Raw genomic sequence first — 24,325 nt, 5'->3', positions numbered from 1 at the left:
CGTGGCGGATTTAAAAGGCAAACGGGTTCTGGTAACAGGCGGCGCCGGCTTCATCGGATCGAATATTGTCGACCTGCTCTGCGATGAAGGTTGCATCGAGATCGTAGCCCTCGACAACATGGTGCGAGGGCGTCCGGAAAACCTCACCCGCGCACTTTCGCATGGGCCGGTTCGCCTGGTTCACGGCGATATTCGCGACGACCGGTTGATGACAGCCCTCGTGAAGTCGGCAGATATCGTCTTTCATCAGGCGGCTTTGCGCATCACGCATTGTGCTGCCGAACCTCGGCTGGCGATGGAGGTGATGGTGCAGGCGACGTATGATCTTCTCGAACGGTGCGTCAAGCACGACGTCGAGAAAGTCATCGCCGCCTCCTCTGCCTCGGTGTACGGGATGGCCGATCAGTTTCCGACGACTGAGCACCAGAATCCTTACGACAATCGGACATTGTACGGCGCCGCGAAGGCCTTCAACGAAGGCCTGCTGCGAACCTTCTATGACATGCACGGTCTCGATTACGTCGCGTTCAGATATTTCAACGTGTATGGCGATCGAATGGATATTCATGGCCGCTATACCGAGGTGCTCATCCGCTGGATGGAGCGGATCGAAAGTGATCTGCCTCCGGTCATCTTCGGAAACGGCCAGCAAACCATGGATTTCGTGCATGTCCGCGACGTTGCGCAGGCCAATATCGCGGGGGCCAGGACGAAGGCTACTGACGAGGTGTTCAACGTGGCCAGCGGCACCGAGACCAGCCTCGTTGAGCTGGCTGAGATGCTCGCATTGGTGATGGGCAAGACGCACCTGACTCCTGAATTCGCACCCGAGCGGTCTGTGAATCCAGTGCCTCGCCGTCTCGCGTCGACGGCGAAGGCGGAAAAGATGCTCAATTTCCGCGCGACCATCTCACTGCAGGAGGGATTGGCCGAACTTGTCGAATGGTGGCGCTCGGAACGAGATTATTTGGCAACGCCAAGCAAACAACAGGTACTGGGCTCGTGATTCCGATTGCTTTACCTCTGCTCGATGCAACGGAAGCCGATGCTGCCCGCGACGCCGTGCTGTCGGGTTGGGTTTCGCAGGGACCGCAAGTCGCCGCCTTCGAGAGGGAATTCGCAAACCTAGTTGGCGCGCGGCATGCCTGTGCGGTCTCAAATTGTACGACCGCACTTCATCTGGCCTTGCTCTCTTTGGACCTTGCTCCAGGCGACGAAGTCATCACTGCAAGCCACTCGTTCATCGCGAGCGCAAACAGCATTCGATACTGCGGCGCTGTTCCTGTCTTTGCGGACATCGATCCCGAAACATACAATCTGGATCCGGTGAGCGTCGAGGCTGCGATCACGGACCGAACGCGTGCAATTCTTGTCATTCACCAGATGGGTATGCCGTGCGATGTGGCGTCCTTGTCGACGCTCGCGGACCGCCACAACATTGTCCTGATCGAGGACGCGGCCTGCGCCGCCGGAAGTCAGATCAAAGTCAATGGACAATGGGAGATCATCGGAAAGCCCCATGGCGCCATCGCATGTTTCTCCTTTCATCCGCGAAAGGTGATTACGACGGGCGAGGGCGGCATGCTCACCACATCCGATCCGGATGTTGATCGGAGGTTCAGGCTCAGTCGCCAGCACGCCATGAGTGTCCCGGACACGGTCAGGCATGGCGCTCAGCAGGTGATCTTCGAAGATTACTTGTTTGTCGGATATAACTATCGCATGACCGATGTTCAGGCGGCCGTTGGGCGCAAGCAACTGCAGCGCCTGCCTGAGCTGGTCGCCCGCCGCCGGTCGATCGCGGCACGCTATGACGAGTTGCTGGGAAACATCGACGGGTTGCGCTTACCGACCGAGCCGAACTGGGCGATGTCAAACTGGCAGAGCTACTGTGTCCGGCTGCCGGATCGGCTGGATCAGAAGGCTGTTATGCAGAGCCTCCTCGACCAGGGGATTGCAACGCGGCGCGGCATTATGTGCTCACATCGCGAAGCGCCGTATCGCGATCAGAAGCACCAGGATCTGCGCCAGTCCGAACTCGCGCAGGATCACGCAATTCTTCTGCCCATCTACGCCCAGATGCAGGATGGCGATGTCGAGATTGTCGCAGATGCCTTGAAGAAGGAGCTGTGCGGGTGACAGCGACGGTGCAGAACCTGGTCCGAAGTGCGCCCGCACCCGAGCAACTGCGGGTGCTGGTTGCGATTGCGAGCTACGGACACGGAAACGACAAGTATCTGCATCAGCTGCTCGCGGAATACCGCGCGATGCCGTTCAGCGTCGATATCGTCATTCTCTCAAATATCGAAAAGCGGCCCAGCCCCGAAATCGAATGCTTGGTCGGGTTGCCGAACAAGAATCCGTGGTCACTGCCGTTTTCTCATAAACGCTTGTTCGCCGATCGTCTCGATCGGTACGATCTCTTCATTTATTCGGAAGACGACATCCTCGTCACAGAGAAGAATATCAGGGCGTTTCTTGACGCAAGCTACGCTCTGAGAGAGGATGAGATTCCCGGCTTTCTGCTTGTCGAGAAGGGCACGGAAGGGAACGTCAGCTATCCTCAGGTTCACGGCTTCTTCCATTGGGATTGTGAGTCGGTGCGGGTTCGCGACGAATTCACGCTCGCGCATTTCACCAACCAGCATGCGGCCTGCTATCTGATAACGCGGAAGCAACTTGCGAAAGCAATTCAATCCGGGGGATTCGTTGTTGCTCCGCATGAGGGCAAATACGATCTTCTTTGCAGCGCCGCAACAGATCCCTACACCCAATGCGGCTTCACCGAACTGGTGCCGGTTTCGCATCTGGAGGAGTTTTCTCTCCATCACTTGCCAAACAAGTATATCGGCCGAATGGGAGTCGACGGCAACGAGCTTGATGGACAAATCGAGACGCTGAAGAGAATAGCCGCGAATGAGATTCAGGGCGACACGCTTCTCAATGGTGAGACTAGCCTGTGGCGCGGGATGTACTCGAAATTGTACTATGAGGCGGTTCATCGCGAGGCGATTGCGCGGATCCCGGCGTCTGCGCGAAACATTCTCTCTGTCGGGTGCGGTTGGGGCGCAACCGAAATGTCATTGGTTGAGAATGGCATGCGTGTGGTTGCTGTCCCCCTCGATCCGGTCATTTGCAGCCGCGCGTCCACCAAGGGCGTCGAGGTGGTCTACGGCGGACTGGAAGGAGCGCGCGCGCAGCTTGAAGGAATGCAGTTCGATTGCATTCTTTATCTGAACATCCTTCATCTGGTGCGAGACCCGGCCGAGGTACTTAATTTCTTCAAGGATTTCGGCAAACCGGGATCACCGATCATCGTGCAAAGTCCGAATATGCGCAGTCTACCCGAATTGTGGGAAAAACTGCGGAACGGTCAGCTCAACAGGCCGCTCAATTTTCCGGCGTCCGGAGTGCACTTCAGTTCGAAGAACAATATTCGCAGGTGGTGCGAGCGTGCGGGATACTCAATCGCTCGGACAGAGGGCCTTCTGCATCGTCGTGTGGCCTCTCTGAGCGGGTTAGCTTCCAGTACGATGGGGCTTCCCCTTGCACCGGAGATTATCAGCGTTGCGACGAGAAACTGACGCAAGGATCGCAGGTCCGCGGGATCTTCGTGCGAATGTCTCTCGTGTGGAACGTACAGTAGGCAAGATGCGCCGTTTGAAGCGGCGAGTGGATTTAGGTTATTCAGCAGGAGCGGCAGCGTGACCACCGGCACGGTCGGGTTGGGTACGGACGTCGGCAGCAGAGCGTACCAGCGCCCCTTCAAGATGGCGCCGGCCCGCGCGGATCGCGGCCGTCCTGATTATCTTGCTGCGTGGTTGATCCTGGTGGGATTGATATTACCCGCCTGGGAGATGCACATCTTCATTGCGGGTTCGAAGTTCACGGCTGGCCGCATGGGCGTCACGCTGCTGTTCTTCCCCGCCTTTCTCGTGATGTTGCGACCCGGCCGTCGTTTGCAGACGGCCGATTTTCTGGCGTTCTGCACGGTCTTTTGGATGATGATCGCCGCCGGTTCGGCCGCAGGCTTCAGGGGCATCTTTTCCGCGGGAGCGACGAGCCTTGAATTCATTGCAGGGTATTGGGCTGCGCGGGCGTTTATCTTAAGTCCAGCGGCGCTCGACAGCTTCGTTCGCGTGTTGAAAATACTGACGATTGCCGCAGTGTTGCTCGCTGTTCTTGATGCCGTGAGCGGACGCTGGATCTCTCACGACATTGCAGCCGCGATATTCCAGAGCCCGGTGTTGTCGCCGGTGTTTCGCGGAAACATGATTAGGGCGACATCGACGTTTGACCATCCGATCCTATTCGGCTCGTTCTGTGGGACCGTTCTGGCGATCTTCCTGTTCTGGGAGAAAAATCCCGTCAAAAGAATATTCTATGCGGGCGTCTGCTTTCTGGGCTGCTTCCTGTCCCAATCGTCCGCTGCACTGATGTGCTTTACGCTGACGCTCTTTGCCTATTTTTACGAGAAGTTGTTGCAGGGCTTCGCCAAGCGTTGGCTGGTGTTCTGGAGCGTATTCTCGGTCGGTCTGGTCGCTGTATTTCTGATCACAAATCATCCGATCGGGTGGCTGATCTCACACCTGACCTTAGATCCTGTGAGCGGCTACTATCGCATTTTGATTTGGGACTCGGCACTGGTCAGGATCGCGGAAAGCCCGATCTTCGGTTACACGGTCGAGTCCTTCGACGAAGATATTCTTGATGCCACGATCGACAGCGTGTGGCTGGTGGATGCGCTGCGGTTCGGCATGCCGGCCGTGGTTCTGATCATCCTTCTCAATATAGCGGCATGTTTGCCGACCAAGAGTATTCGAAACCGGTCGTCGAATGGCGCTTATATCGAAGACATGCATCTCGCCTTCACGATTGTGCTCGTGCTCTACATGTTTACCGGGATCACGGTCTATTTCTGGAATTACAGCTGGATATTCTGGGGTGTCTGCCTTGGCATCGCCGCGTCACTTCGGGAGATGGCGCTTCGTGAGGCGCGCTAGAAACCAGGACGTCGTCACGACACCGCCAGCGGCACCCGCTGTGCGTCCTCGTCGATCAGATACCAGGTGAATGTGACCGGGCGTTTGGCGACGCCGGGAATGAAGTGCCCCTGCCGATAGATGTAGGGTCGATATCCAAACCCGCTTAGAAAGTGGCTGAGAGAATCCGGCGGGAAGGCGCACATCAGCGCCGGCTTGTGTCGCAAAAGGGTCTGCTGCGCGCCTTCTAATATGCTTCTCTCCGCGCCTTGCGCATGCAGCTTCATGAGGCGAGGGCAGAGTTCGAGAGAGTCGAGCGTCTTGCAGATAACGGGATGTTCCTCAACGGTGAGTTTTGTTTCGTCGAACAGATACATTCTGCCGGGATCGCGCAGCCATTCGGTCGCGGTTTCATGCGACAGCGCCGACATTCCATCGCAGTCCCAATGACCGTAGGTCGGCACAAAGAATGCGATCATCCCGGCGTTTGCACCGAGGGCGCATGGGTCGATCTCAACGGTTCTGTCCCCATGATAGTGGGCAGCCAGCCGCTTGGCTGACCGAGGCTCCGGTTCGAAAGCGATGATATGTGCGCCGGGCGCCGCCTTTCGGAAGGCGGCAATGCTCTGCCCGCGATTTGCGCCGACATCGATGATCAGGCCCTTACCAACATCGAGCCATGGCACCCCGCCGAATTCCGGCTTGTTCACATAGGCTGCCGTGAAGTCCTTCGCGGCGAAGCGAGCGGCTGCTGCCCCCGGAACGCTGGCGTAAATATACCGTGCGAAGGCCTTTAATTTCATGGCGAGATGCCGGCTTAAGGAAGTTCAATAAAGTTAACGTGTTAAAGGCGTTTTTATTCGTGCAAGCATACAATAATACTGTGCCGGGAGCCAATTTATAATATTAAATATGGTTGCGTAGATTAAACAAGGCGAGGGCCTTGACGTGGACGGGTCTATAAAAGAGGCCGAGAGCACGCAGACGGCGCAGCGCGTGGCCGCAGTTGCTGTTGTTATCGTGGGGTTCAAGAATGCGGACGATATCGCCGGCTGCCTGACCGCGCTTTCCGCTTCCTTGCCGTCTCCAGGCTTCGACATTTTCATTTGCGAGAACGGGGGGCGACCAGCCTTCGAGCAGCTGCTCGATGAATTGCTGCAAGCCGATGGCCCGTGCGCTCCCGCGACTGATTTTGAGTGTTCCGATCAATTCCAGTCGGCCACTTTTGTGGACGTTCACCGTCTGCGCTTGCGCGAACGGCCTGGCTGCGATGTCTGGATCGGATGTGCTTCGGGCAATCTCGGATATGCAGGCGGGATCAACGCATGGCTTGGTCCGCTCGCGGAGCGCGACGGCTGGAAGGGAGTTTGGATTCTCAATCCGGACACCGAACCCGAGCGCGGCGCGCTCGCGGCATTGGTTGAGCATGCCGAAGCGACCGGCAAGGCCATGGTGGGAAGCACCATTCTCGACGGCGATGGATCCCGGTCCGTACGCTTTCGCGGAGGCGTTCACTGGCAGAAGCTCAGGGCACGAAGCGTGGCGATCGGGCTCGGAGACAGGGCTGATGCATTGCATGATGTGCAGCTCATTGAACGGGAGATGGATAGCCCCTCGGGCGCATCGATGTATGTGACGCGCGCCTGCATCGAAGCTATCGGTCCCATGGACGAGCGATATTTTTTGTTCTTCGAAGACTTGGACTGGGGCGTGCGGGCGAAGCAGTTCGGGCTGGGTTACGCAAGTGCATCCATCGTCGCTCATAAGCGCGGCACGACGACCGGATCGGCAAAAGCTCCCGGAGAAATACCCAAGCTCACGGTTTATCTCGAACATCGCAACGGCATTCATTTTGTCCGTCGCCACTTTCCGTGGGCGCTGCCCCTGCGCGTTGCTGCGTCATGTCTTTATTCCTTGCGTTTTCTGCTGCGCAACGCACCGGGCAACTCCCTTGCGGCCATTCATGGAATGGCCGCGGGCCTGATGGGCGAGGTCGGACAACCGAGCTGGCACCGGAATCAAGCAAAGTAGTTTTAAGGGCGCTTGCGCCGGAGATGCTGATGACCGCTCAGTTAGACGTGTTCATGCCGTTACCACTCACAAGGCGCGGGCCGAGTTACACATGCGGAATGCTCGCCAAAGGGATGGCCGATCCGGATTTCGATGTGACGATCGTCACGCCGCGTGCCCGCGCTTATCCCGTGTCGCCCGCTAAGGTCGTTCAGACGCTTCCGCACTGGGCCAGGTACGTGCCGTTCCGCTGGATCAGGTCGATGGCCGAAACCAATATCGAGGCGGCGTTCCTGTCGAGAATTGATATGAACGTTTCAGGCACGCGCGGAGCTTACATCTGGCCCGATGCATCGTTGGACACGATCAGACAGTTGAAGCGCGCAAACATCAAAGTGTTTCGCGAGATGATCAATTGCCATCGCGGCTCGGCGAAGATCATTCTTGATGACGCGTACCGGCGGATCGGCCTCCCGCCGGCGCACACAATCACCGACGCGTCGGTCGTGCTGGAGAAGGAACTACTCGCCGAGGTCGACTACATTTTCTGCCCGAACCCGATGGTGGAAGAGTCACTGACCGCTAACGGCGTCTCGCAGTCCAAAATCATGAAGGCGAGCTACGGTTGGGATCCCGGCAGATTTGTCGGCTCGGCCAAGCTGCTGCAACCGATCGAGGGGATTACGGCGGTTTTTGCCGGCCTCATTTGCGTTCGTAAGGGATGTCACCTGCTGCTGGATTACTGGGCACGCAGCGGGGTGCGCGGAAGACTGGTCCTTGCCGGCGTCCTGGACGAGACCATCAAGACCCATTGCGCCGATTTGCTCGCGAGGGATGACGTCGTTGTCCTCGATTATGTGGCTGATGTCGGCGCGCTGTACCGGTCAGCCGACATCTTCGTCTTTCCTTCATTAGAAGAGGGGGGACCTCAAGTGACATACGAAGCCTGCGGATGTGGCGTGCCGGTGATTACGACGCCGATGGGCGCCGGGCGGATCGTTCGCGGCGGCGAAGAGGGGTTCGTTGTCGATCCGTATGATGGTGAGGGATGGATTGCAGCGCTCCGGACCCTGGCACAGGACCATGAGCGCCGACGGATCATGGCCTGGAAGGCGGCGGAGCGAGCAAAGACTTTTCATTGGGATGTCGTGGCGCGCCGGCGTCGTCAGCAGATGCTGGACCGCCTCACCATATAGAGCCGCAACACCGGCTGGTCGTCATGTGTCAATTGGATGAGGAATCGCATGATGGCTCGATTCGTCAATCTTCGAAAATTTCAGCGGTGCGGCGCGGTAGCTTTTATTCTGCTTGTTCTGTCGATCGGGCTTGACGCGGCAATGGCGCAGACTCCGCCTGCTAAAGATCGGTTTGCCAAACTGGATCTGAGCGGATTCCCCAGTGCGACGAATACAGGGGTGCCCGCTGGTGTGGTGCTCAAACCATCGGGCGCGCTGGTGATCACGACCCCCGGAGCGGTCGTCGAGGGGCTCGATATCAAAGGATCTGTGATCATCGATGCGCCCGACGTGACGCTGAAAAACTGCAAAGTCACGGACAACGGATTCGACGTCGTTCTCGTCAAGCCCGGCAGGACCGGGGTCACCATTCAGGACTGTGAGATCGACAACCAGGGTGTCGGGGGACAAGGCATCGCCGGACAGGGAACGTTTCTCCGTAACAACATTCACGATTGTGCGGATGGTATCGACGTTCGCGGAGATAACACGCTCATCGAGGGGAATTATATCCACACCATGCGCGGCACGCGGGATTCGCATTTCGACGGCATCCAGGCGGATGGGAAGTTTTCCAACCTGACGATCAGGCGAAACACCGTCATCAACGAGAATACTCAGACGTCGGCCCTCATGTTGGATAATTACTGGGGGCCGATCGATAATGTCTTGATCGAGGAAAATCTCCTCATCGGCGGCGGCTACACGGTCTACATCAACGAAATGGGAGCGGGGCAGCCGGGCGGTGGTCCCGTGACCAACGTACGTTTTATCAATAACCGACTGTTTGGGGGCTATTGGGCAAGCCTCGATCTGCGAACGCAACTCGGCAATAAGCCTGTTATCTCAGGAAACAAAAACCACGTTACCGGGCTGATCTTTTCCGGCCAGCAGTCGGCGGATCGCTGAGGCAGAATTGATATCTGCTTCAGCGCAGCGATGCGCGGCGAAAATAGAATCGCTTGGCGAATTGCAGATTCGTGACGCGCACGAAATCAGCGACGGCCGCGATCGGCAGGCCGACCAGCGGAGGATACCAAAGGCCTAATGCTCTCATCAGGGCGGCGATCGAAGATTGCGGCGCGATCCACGGACACGGCTCGTCCAATTGCTTCGCGTACTTCGCAGCCGCCAGTGTGTAGGGGGACAGATCCAGATAAAGCGTATCAAATAAGTCGCGCAAATTTTCGATGTTGCGTGGCTTGTCGAATTTGACCCACGGCTTGAAAACCTGGGAGTGAACGAAGCACGGCGGTCCGTTGACCGCATTCGTGATGCGTTCGGCGCAGGTGTAGCCGCTGAGGCCGAAATACTGGATGATTTCCGATCCGCGCCTCAGAAACTTGATGTCTATTCCGGCGAATTCTGTGCTGCTTAAAAGCGCGGTGAGGACGTCTTGGTCTCCGAACAGGTGACCGGGCCGTTGGGCCGTCTCGAGCCGTTGAGCGTCCCGGTAGTCCTTGCTTCCAAGCAGGTCCTGCCATCTTGCGAGAAGCGGGATGTGGTCCTTTGTAACGCGGATAACGCCCGTATTCACGGTGAAGGGTAGCGACCTGCCAATTTCCAATCCCCATTGGGCGGCGCGCCAAGCATTTGCATCGGAGTAGCTGCCCCAAAGAGCTTCCTCGGTCAGCCCTATCGCGTGCGCAGGCAGCCGGTTGAAGGCGCCGCGAAAATCGCGTGTGACAATGATGTCCGAATCTACCCAGACAACTTCATCGTGCCCATCGCGGAGAAGGGTGAGAAGTGCTTGAGGTTTGATGTTCCAGCCGTCGTCTTTCGCAAGCTGGGTTCGATTGAGCCTTACATTCGGGAACTTCGCGAGCCAGTCCGAGAAACTTGGGCTCGGGGTTGGGAAAAAGAGCTCAATTGGAAGGCCGGCACAATGCCTGGCCAAGCTCAAGATCAGAAGTTTCACCGGGACTTCAAAAGACTTTCGATCTTCCGCGATACAGACAATCATCTGGTTTCTCGGCTCGCTGCAGAAATATTCTCATTTAAAAACATATAATTATCGGGCGAATTTATCCATTTGAAGGTCCGGGTAAAATGCCGTTTGCTCCGCGGGTGCCAGTTATTTCAGGCGTTATTTCGTTTCGATGCTATTTTAAGGTGATTCGGGTGGGGGAATTTCCATCGATTAATCTGTGGATCCGACATCTCGCCGGCTGAGCGACGGCTTGTTCCAAATTTAAATTGCAGGGCGAGTGCCCAGATTAAGACGAATTCCGGGTTGCATTGTGTGACGTCAAATCTCCAGCGTGTGAGTAAAAGATGGTGTTGGGAATATTTGGCCGAATAAGGAATATATTGAAAAGCTGAATTTGCGTTGCGTGTGATCAAATCGTCACAGGTTCAGTATCGCCCCGCAGTTTCTAATGGGCGGAATTTCAAACAAATCAGGAGGATAGGCTCGATAAGTATATATTCCGCTGCAGGCTAGATTAACAAATTGATAACCATCTCCGACGAGCCGCTATGTCGTCCCAAAAAAGCCGCTCGCACTCGACCAATACGACACCGGTGAGCTGCTCGACCAATCGCATCACAGATTGCATCACAGAATGGTTGGTTGAGCTGTAAATACCGTCGAACTTGAAGGAGAGTAACATTGGCCACATCAACTTCTGGATTTCCCGATGCGTCAAACACGGGTGTATCTGCGGGAGTGGTTCTGAAGCAGTCGGGTAGTATTGTTATCAATACGCCCGGTGCTGTGATTTCCGGTCTTGATATCAAAGGAACGGTGACCATCAACGCGCCGAACGTTACGTTGATCAATTGTAAAATTACCGGTGGTGGTTCCTCTACGGTGAAGGTCGGGACGGGCGTAACCGGCGTGACTGTTCAGAACTGCACCATTGATAACCAGAGTTCTGGCGGACAGGGCATCACGGGCGCAGGCAAATTCATTGCCAACAACATCTCGAATGCCGCGGATGGCATCGGCGTCGATGGCGACAACACCGTCATCCAGGACAACTATATCCACGACATGAAGGGCACATCCGGCTCGCATTTCGACGGCATCCAGGCCGACGGTGGATATAAGAATCTGAGCATCGTCCACAACACGATCATGAACGAGAATACCCAGACTTCGGCGATTATGCTGGATAATTACTGGGGACCGATCGACACCGTTAAGATCGACAGCAACCTGCTGATCGGCGGCGGCTACACCGTTTATATCAATGAGATGCAGGGCCAAGGCGGTCCTGTTACGAATGTTCAGTACACCAACAACCACGTTGGCGGCGGTTATTGGGGTGATCTCAATCTGCAGGCCCAGCTCGGCCATAATCCGACCATGTCCGGAAACACCAGCGACGGTCTGACGGTCGCCAAGGGGCTGGTCACCACGGGTGGGAACACCGGTGGAGGCGGGACGGCGCCGACGACACCTACCCAGCCAACGACACCCGATATTCCGAAGATCGATGCGTTCTCCAACGACAGCGGTGTTGCTGGTGATCACATCACCAACGACAGCACGGTGACGCTGACCGGTAAGGCCGCTGCCAACAGCACCGTCAAGGTGTTCGATGGCACGACCCAGATCGGAACGGCCACGACCAACAGCAGTGGCGCGTGGTCCTACACGACTGCTGCATTAAAGGACGGTAGCCACAGCTTGACCGCGAAGGCGACCAATGCGTCCGGTGCGACCAGTGCTGCGTCTTCGGCATTGTCTCTGAAGATTGACACCACGGCGCCGACGGCTCCGACCATGGCCACCTCTGCTTCGGCTACGTCCGCTTCGACGGCAGCCAAGGCCGCAGGAACGGCCAATACCGTGACCTTGACCGGGACGGCCGAGGCGAACAGCACAGTCAAGGTGTTCGACGGCTCGACACAGATCGGGACGGCGACGGCCAACAACAGCGGTGCCTGGACCTACACCAGCGGCGCATTGGCAAGCGGCAACCATAGCCTGACGTCAAAGGCGATGGACGCTGCGGGCAACACGGGGACTGCCTCGAAGGCCGTGACCGTGAACATTCCGTCGACGCCGACGTCACCGACCAATCCGGGCGGCGGAACTGGCACGCCGACCACTCCGAATGCCCCGAAGATCGCTTCGTTCTCGAACGATACGGGTAAGGCTGGCGACGGTATCACCAGCGACAACACGCTGACGCTGACAGGCACTGCCGCCGCGAACAGCAAGGTTGCGGTGTTTGACGGTGGTAAGCAGATTGGGACTGCCACTGCGAACAGCAGCGGAGCGTGGAACTACACCACGGCCGCTCTGGACGATGGCGCCCATAATCTCACGGCAAAGGTGGGTACCAGCGCAGCTTCTGCGGCTCTGGCGGTGAAGATCGACACCCATGCGCCTGATGCACCGAAGATCGCTTCGTTCACGTCGGATGGAAAGGCTGTCAGCGGTGATGCGGTCCATACGGATCACGTGACACTGACGGGAACAGCCGAAGCGAACAGCGTCGTGAAGGTGTTTGACGGTACGAAGCAGATCGGGACCGCGACGACCAATGACAAGGGAGCGTGGACCTACGCTGCGGATCATCTCGCAGATGGGAAACACAGCCTCACGTCGACGGCCAGTGATGCTGCCGGCAACCTCAGCAAGGCGTCCGCGGCTGTCAGCCTGAACGTCGATACGCACAATGACGGCCATACAGCCGATTCCGCGTTCACCGGTCTTCACCAGAAATGGAATGACACGGTGACGTTCAAGGGACAGGCCGATCCTTACAGCCAGATCACGATCTACGATAATGGCAAGGGATCTGTCGGGACCGTGAAGGCGGCCAGCGATGGCTCGTGGAGCATGACCACCAAGTCCGCGGTGTCGGATGCTGTCCATAACTTCACGACAAAGGTCGTGGATAGTGCTGGTCACAGCAGCATGAGTGACGGCAGCGCCATTCTTGGCACCAACCATGGCGATACGCTGAAGGGAACGTCAGGCAACGACGTGCTCAGCGGCAATGGCGGTCGTGACACCTTCGTGTTTGCGCCGAACTTCGGCAAGGATGTCATCACTGACTTCCAGGAGGCCGGTCGCAGCCACGATACGGTGCAGTTCAGCAAGAGCGTGTTCGACAATTTCGCGGACGTTTTGTCTCATGCATCGCAAAGCGGCCATGACGTGGTCATCAACGCGGGGAGCGGTCACACGCTGACGTTGAAGGACACGAAGCTGGCTTCGTTGGACAAGTACGACTTCCACTTCGCGTAATACGCTAAGTCGAAGTCGGCACGTCCGATACAAACGTGAACCCAAGAGCGGTGTGACAACCGCTCTTGGGAATAATTCAATAGATAACTCGTGGGGCACCTACGATGATCGAGTCTGGTCGACGGGGGACAAATCCTCCGCACAATGGAATGCAATCTGAAAAAACAGCTGCACCCGGGGCCGGTTCGAAATGGGCTCCGCAGATCACGGCGTCTGCGGCTGCTTTAAGGGACTTTGTGCGCTCGCCCGGGTTTGCGAGGACCTCTCATAAAGTCTCCACGGCGTTCGAACGCGCGAGGGCTTTTTCGTCCCGTTCGCGCCATGAATTGCGAACTGCGGTTGAACGCGTCAGGCCACTTATATTTTCCGGTCGGCCGCGGCGCTCGGTTGTAGCGTTCAGTCAGCAGCGATCGGAGGTCATCAATTTTCTGGCCTCGTGTCGGCACGCGTTCTGGGGCCTGGCCACTTTCAGCGGCCTGAGCAACCTCTTGATGCTGACCGGCTCGTTTTTCATGCTGCAGGTCTATGATCGTGTGTTGCCCAGCAGAAGCGTACCGACGCTGATCGCGTTGCTGGCTCTGGCCATCATTTTGTACGTCTTTCAGGGCGCACTCGATCTGGTCCGCACTCGCATCAGCGGCCGCATCGGGCGCTTCCTCGAGGAAACGCTCGGCCACAGGGTGTACGATGCTGTTGTTCGTCTGCCACTCAAGACGCGTGGGGACGGTGACGGTCTGCAGCCGCTCCGCGATATTGATCAGGTCCGCAGCTTCCTCGCCAGCGGTGGCCCGACCGCGTTGTTCGATCTTCCGTGGATTCCGCTTTATCTCGGCATCTGCTTCTATTTCCACTTCTGGATCGGGACAGTGGCGACCGCGGGCGCCTTTGTGCTGGTCGGCTTCACGTTCCTGACGGAGCTCCGCACGCGGACTGCCACCAAGGCATCCGCGAAATTCGCGATGTCACGCAACGCACTTGCGGTAGAGGGGCGCCGCAATGCCGAAGTGTTGCGCGCCATGGGAATGAGGCATCGGGCGGCGGCACGCTGGCTCGAAGTCAACAGGAACTACATGGCTGCAAATGAAGCGGCCAATGATGTCGCAAGCGGCCTTGGTGGAATGTCGAAGGTCTTCCGCATGATCCTGCAGTCCGGCGTACTTGCGGTTGGCGCTTATTTGGTCGTTCATGGCGAGTCGACGGCAGGCATTATCATTGCCAGTTCGATTCTGACATCGCGCGCATTGGCTCCCGTTGAGCTCGCGATTGCCAACTGGAAAGGCTTTGTGTCGGCGCGTCAGTCCGCGCGGAGGCTGGACCAGCTTCTGACGCTGCTGCCCAAAGAAGAAGAGCCGATGGAGCTCCCTGCGCCGGAGCAATCGTTGACCGTCGACCGGATTCACGTTGTGCCGCCGGGCGGTGAGCGGGCCGTACTGAGTAATGTCTCATTCTCGCTGAGCAGCGGTCAGGGCCTCGGAATCATCGGTCCAAGCGGATCGGGCAAATCATCCCTCGCGCGCGCGCTTGTTGGCGTGTGGCCCCAACTACACGGCAAGATCAGGATCGATGGCGCTACGTTTGACCAGTGGTCGCCCGAAGGACTTGGCCGGCATTTCGGATATCTTCCGCAGGATGTCGAACTGTTCGATGGCAGCGTCGCGGTCAACATTGCACGCTTTGATCCGAAGGCGACACCGGCGGCGGTGCTGGAGGCGGCGCGTGCGGCCGGAGCGCATGAACTGATCCTGTCGTTCCCTGATGGATACGGGACCAAGATCGGTGAGGGAGGCATGGCCCTCTCCGCCGGGCAGCGGCAACGCATTGCGCTTGCGCGAGCGTTCTATGGCAATCCGTTCCTGGTGGTGCTCGACGAGCCGAGTTCAAATCTCGATTCCGAGGGCGAAGCAGCGTTGACCAAGGCCATTCTCAATGTGCGTGAGCGCGGGGGGATCGTGATCGTCGTCACGCACCGGCCGAAATCCCTCGATGGTGTCGACCACGTTCTGGTCATTGCCGACGGCACGTCGCAGGCGTTCGGGGAGAAGGAACACGTGCTCAATAAGGTTCTGCGTCAGCCTACGCCCGTGCCGCTCAGAATGGCGACCGATCGCGGGAGGATCCGATGAACCAGCAGATGATCGAGTCAGCAAACCACAGGATGGCCGACTCTGCTCAGCATTCCATTCAACGCTATCTGATCGTCGGCGTCGTCCTTGTGATGATGGTCACGTTTGGCATCGGTGGATGGGCCACGACGACCGAGTTGTCCGGCGCAGTGATCGCGCAAGGTACGCTCGTGGTCGACTCGAGCGTCAAGAAGGTGCAGCACCCGACCGGCGGTGTTGTCGGTGAACTGCGGGTTCGCGACGGGGACCGGGTTCGCGCCGGCGACATCCTGGTTCGTCTCGATGAGACGCAAACCAAGGCAGCCGCATCGATCATCACCAAGAACGTCGATGAGTTCATGGCGCGGCAGGCTCGCTTGGAGACCGAGCGCGACGGTCTCGGCGAGGTGGTGTTTCCTGCCTCGCTGCTGGAGCGCGCTCGTCAACCGAACACCGACGCTGCACACGCAGTCTCGTCCGAACGCAGCCTGTTCGAGTTGCGCCGGCAGGCGCGTGAAGGGCAAAAGTCACAGCTTAGGGAACGCAGCGCGCAGCTTCAGGATGAGATCAAGGGCTATCTCGGCCAGGTCGAAGCGAAGAAGAAAGAAGTCGACTTCATTCAGACGGAACTTGAAGGCGTGCGGACCCTCCGGGAAAAAAACCTGGTTCCGATCACCCGTCTAACAGCTCTGGAGCGTGACGCGGCCCGGATCGAGGGCGAGCGCAGTCAATTGGGCGGCATGATTGCCCAGTCGAAGGGAAAGATGGCCGAAATCGCACTTCAGATCATTCAGATTGAGCAGGATCTGCGAAGCGAAGTGGGTAAGGATCTCGTCGAAGTGCGATCAAAGCTGGCCGAACTTGCCGAACGCAAGATCGCAGCCGTCGATCAATTGAACCGTGTCGATATCCGGGCGCCGCAGAATGGACGGGTGCATCAGCTCTCCGTGCACACCATCGGCGGCGTGATCGGGCCGGGTGAACAGATCATGCTGATCGTTCCGGATGCCGACGCGCTCGCTGTCGAGGTTAAGATTCAACCGCAGGATATCGACCATGTCCACCTCGGGCAGTCAGCCATCCTGCGTTTTGCAGCCTTCAATCAGCGCACGACGCCGGAGATCAAGGGCGAGGTCAGTCTCGTGTCTCCGGATTTGACGCAGGAGCAGCGTACGGGCACCAGTTATTACATGGCCCGCATCATGCTCAAGCCGGATGAAGTCGAGAAATTGAATGGTGCAAAGTTACTTCCTGGCATGCCGGTTGATGCATTCATCCAGACGGGCGGCCGAACTGCGCTGTCTTATTTGATGAAGCCTTTGCGCGACCAGGCATCGAGAGCGTTCAAGGAGAACTAGAGCCAGGCCTCGGCTTGCGCGGATCAAGGCGCGCCAGGGAATCCTTGTCATAGAAAGACAAGGATTCCCTGAGCTGTTTGGCGTGAATAGCTGCCGCGAGGTGAGGGACCTGAGCCTTGAGTTCGGCAGCCATGGCTCTCACGTGAATGCTTGCGAGCGTAGTATCCTTCCCGGCCCCAGTCCGCTCAAGTTCAGGCAGCTGAGCGAGACGAGGCAGGTTCTGCGTCCATTCCCGGACGTCGATGAGCGTGGCGATCTCCGCACCTTCAATTGTCAGGCAGGTCAGTCGCCCCGTTGCGAAGGCGCCGGTGTCTATATTGATGCGGTTGAACCGGATATCCGGTTCGCCAACAGGCGTATGACCGTGAACGACAATTTTTTCAAATTCCCGGTCCCACAGCAGAAAGTCATCACGAATCCAGAGCAGATCGCCCTCGTTCTGCTGCTCGATTGGAACGAGCGGTCGCAGGCCCGCATGAACAAAGATGAAGTCGCCACAAACGAATGTAGGTTTAAGAGTTTCGAGAAAATGGCGATGAGTTGCGGGGAGCGCGCTGCTCAGGCTGCGCGACAGTTGGGCGCGTTCATAGGGAGCGGGATTTATCGGCGGCTTTATTCCAAAGGAAATCAGAGTCTCCAGGCCGCCACACTGTCGCCAGTCATCCAGGACTTCTGAACTGTCCAGGAATTTGAGAAGAAATGCCTCGTGATTTCCTTTGAGAAAAACGGTCTCGAAGTGGAGGTTTTTGCCGGTGAGAAGTTCCAGCACGGCCCGTGAGGACGGTCCGCGGTCAATATAGTCGCCGAGAAAAATAACAATCGGCCGGGAAATCGGATGGAGAGTGATGTCGATCTCGATCTGGGCGAGCAATGGCGCCAGCAGATCGGCGCGGCCGTGAATATCTCCAACCGCATAAATGCGCACGCCCTCAGGAACGCTTGAGGCGCGACGGTCAGTTCGTGAAAGTAATTTCCAAACCATCTGGTCCGCGCTGTTAATGTCGGTTCGATATCCCGATGATTTCGCCCGTATGGCTGCACCGGCAGCTGCCAGGCGCTCCGGCTCGAAACCTTACAGGGATGCTCCCTTTTGGAGCGTTAACGCGGGCTTAAGTTTTGGACCTTGCCTGAGCTGCGAGCCGACATTTAAGATCATTAAATACTGGGGATTTTATTTATTCATGCGAGTTGCGATGTGACCATCTACCGCAGACTTGCCGCCACAGCAGCCTGGCTCAGTCTGGGCTTTATTGCCTTTGCAACGCTGTCGCCTCTCGGCGTCCGCCCTCATGTTGCAGGTGTTGGTTTTGAACATGTCGCCGCATTTGCGGTTACCGGCGTGCTGTTCGCGCTCGCTTACCCACGCCATTCGTTGATCGTCGCAATCCTTGTGCTCGGCAGTGCCACCATTCTTGAGCTTTCCCAGCTGCTTACGCCTGACCGTCATGCCCGATTTTCGGATCTGCTGGTTAAACTGGCAGGCGGTTCAATTGGTATCGCGGTCGCACGTTTCTGGGATAGACCCTGAGAACAACGCGTTGCGAGCCGCTCGGTGGGGTGGAGGATTAAATTCTCCCATATTATCAGATGTTTACGCCCGCTCGTGGAGGGTGGCGGCAGCGACCGGTCCACGACAAACTTTCGCCGTGCACAGCAGGTGAATGCTGTCATACAGGGGTTGAAGAATCGATTCCTTGTAGCCCATATGCCCCTCCCTTGGCGGCCGGGTTTGTGAGTCGCGGTTTGAGAAGTAGGTGCGGGCGTGGCAAAAACCATTCATCAGAAAATCGCTGAAGAGCTGGGCGTTCGGGAAGAGCAGATTGATGCCACTGTGGCGCTGCTCGACGGAGGAGCCACAGTTCCGTTCATCGCGCGTTACCGCAAGGAAGCCACCGGTGCGCTCGACGATGCGCAGTTGCGTATGCTGGAAGAGCGCCTGACCTATCTGCGCGAACTCGAAGACCGCCGTACCGTCATCCTCAATTCGATCCGCGAACAAGGTAAGCTCGATGCGGCCCTGGAGGCCTCGATCATGGCCGCAGACAGCAAGGGCCGTCTCGAGGATATCTACCTGCCCTATAAACCGAAGCGCCGTACCAAGGCGGAGATTGCCAAGGAAGCGGGACTTGAACCGCTCGCTGATTTGTTGCTGTCGAAGCCGGACAGCGATCCTCAAACAGCGGCTGCCTCCTTCGTCAACGCCGAGAAGCAGGTGGCTGATGCCGCCGCGGCGCTCGACGGCGCACGCGCAATCCTCGTGGAACGTTTTGCGGAAGACGCCGACCTGATCGGCGCGCTTCGTGAGCAGCTGTGGTCGAACGGAGTGGTCACCTCGCGCATTCGCGAGGGCAAGCAGGAAGCCGGCGCCAAGTTCAGCGACTATTTCGAATTCAATGAGCCGCTGGTGAAGCTGCCCTCGCACCGTATTCTCGCGCTGTTCCGCGGCGAGAAGGAGGAGGTGCTCGATCTGCATATCGAGCCGGAAGCCTCGGCCGCCCCTTCGACAAGTGCCAACTCCTACGAGCTTCGTATCGCGCAGCGTTTCGCGATCGCGGATCGTGGGCGGCCCGCCGACCGCTGGCTGATGGATACCGTGCGCTGGGCATGGCGCACCAAGGTTCAGATTCACCTCAACATCGATATGCGCCTGAAATTGTGGACCGCCGCGGAAGAGGAAGGCGTGCGCGTCTTCGCCTCGAACCTGCGCGACCTGCTGCTTGCGGCTCCCGCCGGCACGCGTGCGACGATGGGGCTTGATCCCGGCTACCGCACCGGCGTCAAGGTGGCGGTCGTGGATGCGACCGGCAAGGTCGTGGCGACGACCGCGATCTTTCCACATGAACCGCAACGGCGCTGGGATGAGGCGCTGGCCATTCTCGGCAAGCTCGCCAAGCAGCACAATGTTGAACTGATCGCGATTGGCAACGGCACTGCATCGCGCGAGACCGACAAGCTGGCTACCGAACTGGTCAAGCTGCTGCCGGATCTCAAGATGTCGAAGATCGTGGTGTCGGAAGCAGGCGCATCGGTTTATTCGGCGTCTGCGTTTGCATCGGAAGAGCTCCCCGAACTCGACGTGACCTTGCGTGGCGCCGTGTCGATTGCGCGCAGGCTCCAGGATCCGTTGGCGGAGCTGGTCAAGATCGATCCGAAATCGATCGGCGTCGGGCAATACCAGCACGATCTAGGCGAAGCCAAGCTGTCGCGTTCGCTTGATGCGGTGGTCGAAGATTGCGTGAACGCCGTTGGCGTCGATGCCAACACGGCATCCGCGCCGTTGCTGGCGCGCGTGTCCGGGATTGGTCCGGGGCTGGCGCAAAGCATTGTACAGCATCGCGATGCAAATGGTCCATTCCGCTCCCGCAAGGCATTGAAGGATGTTCCGCGTCTGGGGCCGAAGGCCTTCGAACAGTGCGCGGGATTCTTGCGCATTCCCAATGGCGATGATCCGCTCGACGCATCGGGCGTGCATCCGGAAGCTTACCCAGTGGTGCGCAGGATTCTCGAAGCCACCAAGAGCGACATCAAGGCGGTGATCGGCAACGCCAACGTGTTGCGGCAGTTGAAGCCGCAGACATTTGTCGATGAGACGTTCGGCTTGCCGACGGTCACCGATATTCTGCGCGAGCTTGAAAAGCCCGGGCGCGATCCGCGTCCGGCCTTCAAGGCGGCGGTTTTCAAGGAAGGTGTTGAGACTCTCAACGACCTCCAGCCCGGCATGATCCTCGAGGGTGCGGTGACTAACGTCGCGGCTTTCGGTGCCTTTGTCGATATCGGCGTCCACCAGGACGGCCTCGTGCACGTCTCCGCGATGTCGCACTCGTTCATCAAGGATCCCCGAGAGGTGGTGAAGCCAGGCGACATCGTGCGCGTCAAGGTTCTCGAGGTCGACAAGCCGCGCAAGCGCATCTCGCTGACGTTGCGTCTCGACGACGAGGTCGGCAGCAAGTCCGATCGTATGGCCGCAGGCGCGGCGCGCGCCGACGGCAACCAACGGACGTCGTCGACGCGCCGTAACGAGCCGCGGACAAGCGCGCGTCCGGACAACAATTCGGGCGGCGGTGCACTCGCTGAAGCCTTGCGCCGCGCCGCCGAGAAAAGCGGCGGCAAAGCCAAGTCGCGATAACAGGCAGTTCGTTCGTTTAAAGCCCGCGGAAGTCACAGCTTCCGCGGGCTTTTTGTTGCCGGGACGTTACTCGGCTGCGTCGCACAGCGCTTCTGGAAGTTGAGCGCTTGCTGTTTGCGCGCTTCCAAACAGCGCATAGAGGGCTGGCAAGACCACCAGTGTCAGCAACGTGGCGCTGATCAGGCCACCGATGACCACGGTTGCGATCGGTCTTTGCACCTCCGCGCCGGTTCCGGTCGCCAGGGCCATCGGCAGGAAGCCCAGGGAAGCAACGAGCGCGGTCATCGCGACGGGACGCAACCTGACAAGCGCGCCCTCATAAATCGCATCCATGCGATCGCTGCCTTGCGCGATCAGTTGCTTGATGTAGGTGAGCATCACGAGGCCGTTGAGCACTGCGATGCCTGAAAGGGCGATGAAGCCCACGGCCGCCGAGATCGAGAATGGCAGTCCCCGCAGCCAGAGTGCCAGGACGCCTCCGGTCAAGGCCAGCGGCACCGCGCTGAACACGAGCAGGGCGTCGCGCGCTGATCCAAGTGCACCCATCAGCAGGAAGAAGATCAGCGCAAAGCAGATCGGTATGACGACCAGCAGTCTCTCGCGCGCTGTAGCCAAATTCTCGAATTGGCCGCCCCATGACATCCAGTAGCCGGGTGGCAGCACAACCTTGGCCTCGATCTCGGCGCGGGCGTCTCTGACGACCGAGGCAATGTCCCGGTCCCGCACATTGGCTGTGACCACAATCCGACGCTTGCCGTTCTCGCGGCTGATCTGGTTCGGCCCTTCGCGGAATTTGAAGGCCGCCAGTTGGCCGAGTGGAACGGTGAGAGACGTGGCCCCGGTCGTCGGCAGCGATACCGGCAAGTTTTTGAGGGCAGCAAGATCGTTGCGAATGGTCTCGGGCAGTCGTACCACGATTTCAAAATGGCGATCGCCCTCGTAGACAACGCCGGATTCGCGTCCTCCGATCGCTGCCCCGATCACGTCCTGAACAGCTGCGAGGCTTAATCCGCGCCGGGCGGCCTCTGCCTTGTCGACATTGATTTCGAGGGTTGCGAGACCTTCGGCTTGTTCGACCTTGACGTCGGCAGCTCCCTTTGTCGAACGCAGGATGACTGCGACCTGATTGGCGTTACGCATCAATGCATCGAAGTCGTCACCGAATATTTTGACGGCGAGATCGCCACGCACGCCGGCGAGCAGTTCATTGAACCGCATCTGAATCGGCTGCGTGAATTCGTAATTGTTGCCCGGCAGTTCCTCGACGGCTTGCTCCATCTGTCGAAGCAGGTCCTCCTTGCTGAGATCTGGATCCGGCCACTGTTTCCGCGGTTTCAGGATCACGAAGGTATCGGATGCGTTGGGGGGCATCGGATCGGATGCGACCTCAGCCGTACCGGTCTTGGAAAATACAAAATCGACCTGCGGCAGTGCGCCGATTGCCTTCTCGACCTTGAGCTGCATGGCCTGCGATTGCACAAGACTGGTGCTGGGAATGCGCAGCGCATGCATCGCGACGTTTTTCTCGTCGAGCGTCGGGATGAATTCCTGCCCGAGCTGGGACAGCAACGCCAGCGCGGCCAAAAATAGCGCGAAAGCGCCTGTCAGGATCGGCTTTGGACTTTTCAGCACTCGCGCGAGCAAGGGTGCATATCCTGATTTGAGGCGTCGGACGGCAACGTTGTCTGCCTCCGTGACGCGCCCGGTCACGCAGATGGCGATCAATGCCGGCACCAGCGTCAGAGACAGGATGAATGCCGCGAGCAGAGCGAAGATGACAGTCAGCGCCATCGGCTCGAACATCTTGCCTTCGACCCCACTGAAGGTGAGGAGCGGAACATAAACGAGGATGATGATGGCCTGACCGTAAACGCTCGGCGCGATCATTTCTTCTGCGGATTCGCGAACGGTGGTTAAACGCTCAGCAAGCGACAGCGACCGGCCCAGAGCGATCTGCCGTTCTGCAAGATGGCGCAGGGCATTTTCGGTGATAATCACCGCCCCATCGACAATCAAACCGAAATCGAGCGCGCCCAGGCTCATGAGGTTTGCGCTGATCCGGCTCTGGACCATGCCGGCGGCTGTCATCAACATGGCAACCGGAATCACCAGCGCAGTGATGAAGGCGGCGCGAATGTTTCCCAACATGAGAAACAGGACGGCGATCACGAGCAATGCGCCTTCGCCGAGATTCTTGGCGACAGTGTGAATGGTGGCGTCCACCAGTTGCGTGCGGTCGAGCACGGTTTTCACCACGATATCCGCCGGCAAAGCGCGGCGGATATCCTGCATTCGCGCATCGACGGCGGCAGCGACGGTGCGGCTGTTACTGCCGATCAGCATCAGCGCGGTGCCGATGACGACTTCGCGACCATCCTTGCTTGCGCTGCCCGTTCGTATCTCGCCGCCGATGGTGACCTCTGCGATGTCGCGCACGCGAACCGGGATGGCGCCTCGCGTACTAACCGGCACATCGAGAATATCGGCGATGGTCTCCAGGCGGCCACCAGTACGAACCACGACGCCTTCGCCATTGCGTTCGACGGTGCTTGCACCCCGGCTGACATTGTTGGCTTCGATTGCGCGGGCGACATCCCCGAACGACAAGCCAAGGGAAATCAGTTTGGCGGGATCTGGCTGGACGTGAAATTGCTTGACGTAGCCGCCGATGGAATCGACACCTGCAACCCCGGGGACGCTCTTGATCTGCGGACGAATGATCCAATCCTGCACGGTGCGTAAATAGGCCTGACGTTCAACATCCGACCGTAAGATTCCGCCTTCGGGGGTGCGGTACGTTCCGTCCGGCTGCCAACCCGGCTTGCCACCGGTTGTTCGCGTCGCGTTCGCTGGCGGCGCAAAGGCGACCGACCACATGTAAATTTCACCAAGGCCGGTTGAAATGGGCCCCAATCTCGGCTCGGCGCCGGGTGGCAGCGTGCTGCGCAGTTCGGTCAACCGCTCACTGATCTGCTGACGTGCGAAATAGATGTCGGTTGCTTCACTGAAGACGGCCGTGATCTGGGAGAAGCCATTGCGTGAGATCGACCGTGTGCTTTCGAGTCCTGCGATGCCCGCAATCGCGGTTTCGATGCGGAATGTAACTTGTTTTTCGATGTCGATGGGCGAGAGCGCAAAGGCCGTCGTGTTGATTTGAACCTGCTTGTTGGTGATGTCAGGCACGGCGTCGATCGGAAGACGCAGCAGTGACCATGCGCCAAATGCCATCAACACGGCACTCAGGAGCACGACGGTCCATCGGCGCTCAATGGAAAAAGCGAGAATACGGCTGATCATGGTCAGCCC

At 58.4% G+C, this 24,325-nt stretch carries 16 protein-coding genes; 12 read left to right on the top strand and 4 right to left on the bottom strand.

Going from position 1 to position 24,325, the window contains the following annotated elements:
* The first annotated feature begins 1 nt into the window (after position 1).
* From ACP0KA_RS05935 to ACP0KA_RS05920, 4 genes are all read left to right on the top strand, one after another.
* Complete coding sequence (locus ACP0KA_RS05935; RefSeq protein ID WP_424627914.1) at positions 2 to 1,006, top strand: NAD-dependent epimerase/dehydratase family protein; 1,005 nt, start codon at positions 2 to 4, stop codon at positions 1,004 to 1,006.
* Entirely contained in the window at positions 1,003 to 2,139 is a 1,137-nt protein-coding gene (locus ACP0KA_RS05930; RefSeq protein WP_424627913.1) for a DegT/DnrJ/EryC1/StrS family aminotransferase, read from the top strand. Before ACP0KA_RS05935 ends, ACP0KA_RS05930 begins: the two co-directional genes overlap by 4 nt.
* Positions 2,136 to 3,584: a class I SAM-dependent methyltransferase gene (locus ACP0KA_RS05925; protein WP_424627912.1), complete on the top strand. Its 1,449-nt coding sequence runs from the start codon at positions 2,136 to 2,138 to the stop codon at positions 3,582 to 3,584. The genes ACP0KA_RS05930 and ACP0KA_RS05925 overlap by 4 nt, the downstream gene beginning before the upstream one ends.
* A 120-nt stretch (positions 3,585 to 3,704) precedes the next feature.
* Positions 3,705 to 5,003, top strand: coding sequence for an O-antigen ligase family protein (locus ACP0KA_RS05920; protein ID WP_424627911.1), 1,299 nt, complete (start codon positions 3,705 to 3,707; stop codon positions 5,001 to 5,003).
* Positions 5,004 to 5,017: 14 nt separating this feature from the next.
* Here the strand turns inward: ACP0KA_RS05920 and ACP0KA_RS05915 are convergent, their stop codons facing one another.
* Entirely contained in the window at positions 5,018 to 5,785 is a 768-nt protein-coding gene (locus ACP0KA_RS05915; RefSeq protein WP_424627910.1) for an FkbM family methyltransferase, read from the bottom strand.
* A 145-nt stretch (positions 5,786 to 5,930) separates the two neighbouring features.
* Between ACP0KA_RS05915 and ACP0KA_RS05910 the strand changes: the two genes are divergently transcribed.
* From ACP0KA_RS05910 to ACP0KA_RS05900, 3 genes are read left to right on the top strand one after another with little or no spacing between them, the layout of a single operon-like run.
* Positions 5,931 to 7,013 carry a glycosyltransferase family 2 protein gene (locus ACP0KA_RS05910; protein ID WP_424627909.1) on the top strand — a complete coding sequence of 361 codons (1,083 nt, stop codon included), beginning with the start codon at positions 5,931 to 5,933 and terminating at the stop codon, positions 7,011 to 7,013.
* A 29-nt stretch (positions 7,014 to 7,042) separates the two neighbouring features.
* Complete coding sequence (locus ACP0KA_RS05905) at positions 7,043 to 8,188, top strand: glycosyltransferase family 4 protein (protein WP_424627908.1); 1,146 nt, start codon at positions 7,043 to 7,045, stop codon at positions 8,186 to 8,188.
* A 48-nt stretch (positions 8,189 to 8,236) separates the two neighbouring features.
* Positions 8,237 to 9,136: a right-handed parallel beta-helix repeat-containing protein gene (locus ACP0KA_RS05900; protein ID WP_424627907.1), complete on the top strand. Its 900-nt coding sequence runs from the start codon at positions 8,237 to 8,239 to the stop codon at positions 9,134 to 9,136.
* A 19-nt stretch (positions 9,137 to 9,155) separates the two neighbouring features.
* Here ACP0KA_RS05900 and ACP0KA_RS05895 read toward each other — a convergent pair whose 3' ends face one another.
* Positions 9,156 to 10,190, bottom strand: coding sequence for a hypothetical protein (locus tag ACP0KA_RS05895; RefSeq protein WP_424627906.1), 1,035 nt, complete (start codon positions 10,188 to 10,190; stop codon positions 9,156 to 9,158).
* Between the two features lie 648 nt (positions 10,191 to 10,838).
* On the opposite strand from ACP0KA_RS05895, the gene ACP0KA_RS05890 reads away from it, so the two are divergent.
* The 3 genes from ACP0KA_RS05890 to ACP0KA_RS05880 all read left to right on the top strand — a co-directional run bounded on the left by ACP0KA_RS05890 (position 10,839) and on the right by ACP0KA_RS05880 (position 16,893).
* Positions 10,839 to 13,433, top strand: a complete 2,595-nt coding sequence (locus tag ACP0KA_RS05890; RefSeq protein WP_424627905.1) for an Ig-like domain-containing protein — start codon at positions 10,839 to 10,841, stop codon at positions 13,431 to 13,433.
* A 419-nt stretch (positions 13,434 to 13,852) separates the two neighbouring features.
* Entirely contained in the window at positions 13,853 to 15,556 is a 1,704-nt protein-coding gene (locus ACP0KA_RS05885; protein ID WP_424631493.1) for a type I secretion system permease/ATPase, read from the top strand.
* Complete coding sequence (locus ACP0KA_RS05880; protein ID WP_424627904.1) at positions 15,553 to 16,893, top strand: HlyD family type I secretion periplasmic adaptor subunit; 1,341 nt, start codon at positions 15,553 to 15,555, stop codon at positions 16,891 to 16,893. Before ACP0KA_RS05885 ends, ACP0KA_RS05880 begins: the two co-directional genes overlap by 4 nt.
* Here the strand turns inward: ACP0KA_RS05880 and ACP0KA_RS05875 are convergent.
* A complete protein-coding gene (locus ACP0KA_RS05875) occupies positions 16,880 to 17,875 on the bottom strand; it encodes a metallophosphoesterase (RefSeq protein ID WP_424627903.1) in 996 nt (331 codons plus the stop codon). The genes ACP0KA_RS05880 and ACP0KA_RS05875 overlap by 14 nt on opposite strands.
* A gap of 213 nt (positions 17,876 to 18,088) precedes the next feature.
* Here ACP0KA_RS05875 and ACP0KA_RS05870 point away from each other — a divergent pair, with 213 nt between their 5' ends.
* Both ACP0KA_RS05870 and ACP0KA_RS05865 read left to right on the top strand, forming a co-directional pair.
* Entirely contained in the window at positions 18,089 to 18,421 is a 333-nt protein-coding gene (locus ACP0KA_RS05870) for a VanZ family protein (protein ID WP_424627902.1), read from the top strand.
* A 234-nt stretch (positions 18,422 to 18,655) separates the two neighbouring features.
* Positions 18,656 to 21,019 (top strand): Tex family protein, encoded by a 2,364-nt coding sequence (locus tag ACP0KA_RS05865; RefSeq protein ID WP_424627901.1) that lies wholly within the window; start codon positions 18,656 to 18,658, stop codon positions 21,017 to 21,019.
* A 66-nt stretch (positions 21,020 to 21,085) separates the two neighbouring features.
* Here the strand turns inward: ACP0KA_RS05865 and ACP0KA_RS05860 are convergent, their stop codons facing one another.
* Positions 21,086 to 24,316, bottom strand: a complete 3,231-nt coding sequence (locus tag ACP0KA_RS05860) for an efflux RND transporter permease subunit (RefSeq protein ID WP_424627900.1) — start codon at positions 24,314 to 24,316, stop codon at positions 21,086 to 21,088.
* Between the last annotated feature and the right edge of the window lie 9 nt (positions 24,317 to 24,325).

Source organism: Bradyrhizobium sp. SYSU BS000235 (assembly GCF_049747295.1).
Lineage (GTDB): Bacteria > Pseudomonadota > Alphaproteobacteria > Rhizobiales > Xanthobacteraceae > Afipia.
The sequence above is the reverse complement of the archived record's forward strand: the minus strand, read 5'-3'. Positions and strand labels throughout refer to the sequence as shown.

What these genes read in the sequence shown, in the direction of transcription:
- ACP0KA_RS05905 (WP_424627908.1), top strand. Translation starts at nt 7,043, where the DNA reads ATGACCGCTCAGTTAGACGTGTTCATGCCGTTACCACTCACAAGGCGC.
- ACP0KA_RS05915 (WP_424627910.1), bottom strand. Translation starts at nt 5,785, where the DNA reads ATGAAATTAAAGGCCTTCGCACGGTATATTTACGCCAGCGTTCCGGGG.
- ACP0KA_RS05875 (WP_424627903.1), bottom strand. Translation starts at nt 17,875, where the DNA reads ATGGTTTGGAAATTACTTTCACGAACTGACCGTCGCGCCTCAAGCGTT.
- ACP0KA_RS05860 (WP_424627900.1), bottom strand. Translation starts at nt 24,316, where the DNA reads ATGATCAGCCGTATTCTCGCTTTTTCCATTGAGCGCCGATGGACCGTC.
- ACP0KA_RS05895 (WP_424627906.1), bottom strand. Translation starts at nt 10,190, where the DNA reads ATGATTGTCTGTATCGCGGAAGATCGAAAGTCTTTTGAAGTCCCGGTG.
- ACP0KA_RS05900 (WP_424627907.1), top strand. Translation starts at nt 8,237, where the DNA reads ATGATGGCTCGATTCGTCAATCTTCGAAAATTTCAGCGGTGCGGCGCG.
- ACP0KA_RS05880 (WP_424627904.1), top strand. Translation starts at nt 15,553, where the DNA reads ATGAACCAGCAGATGATCGAGTCAGCAAACCACAGGATGGCCGACTCT.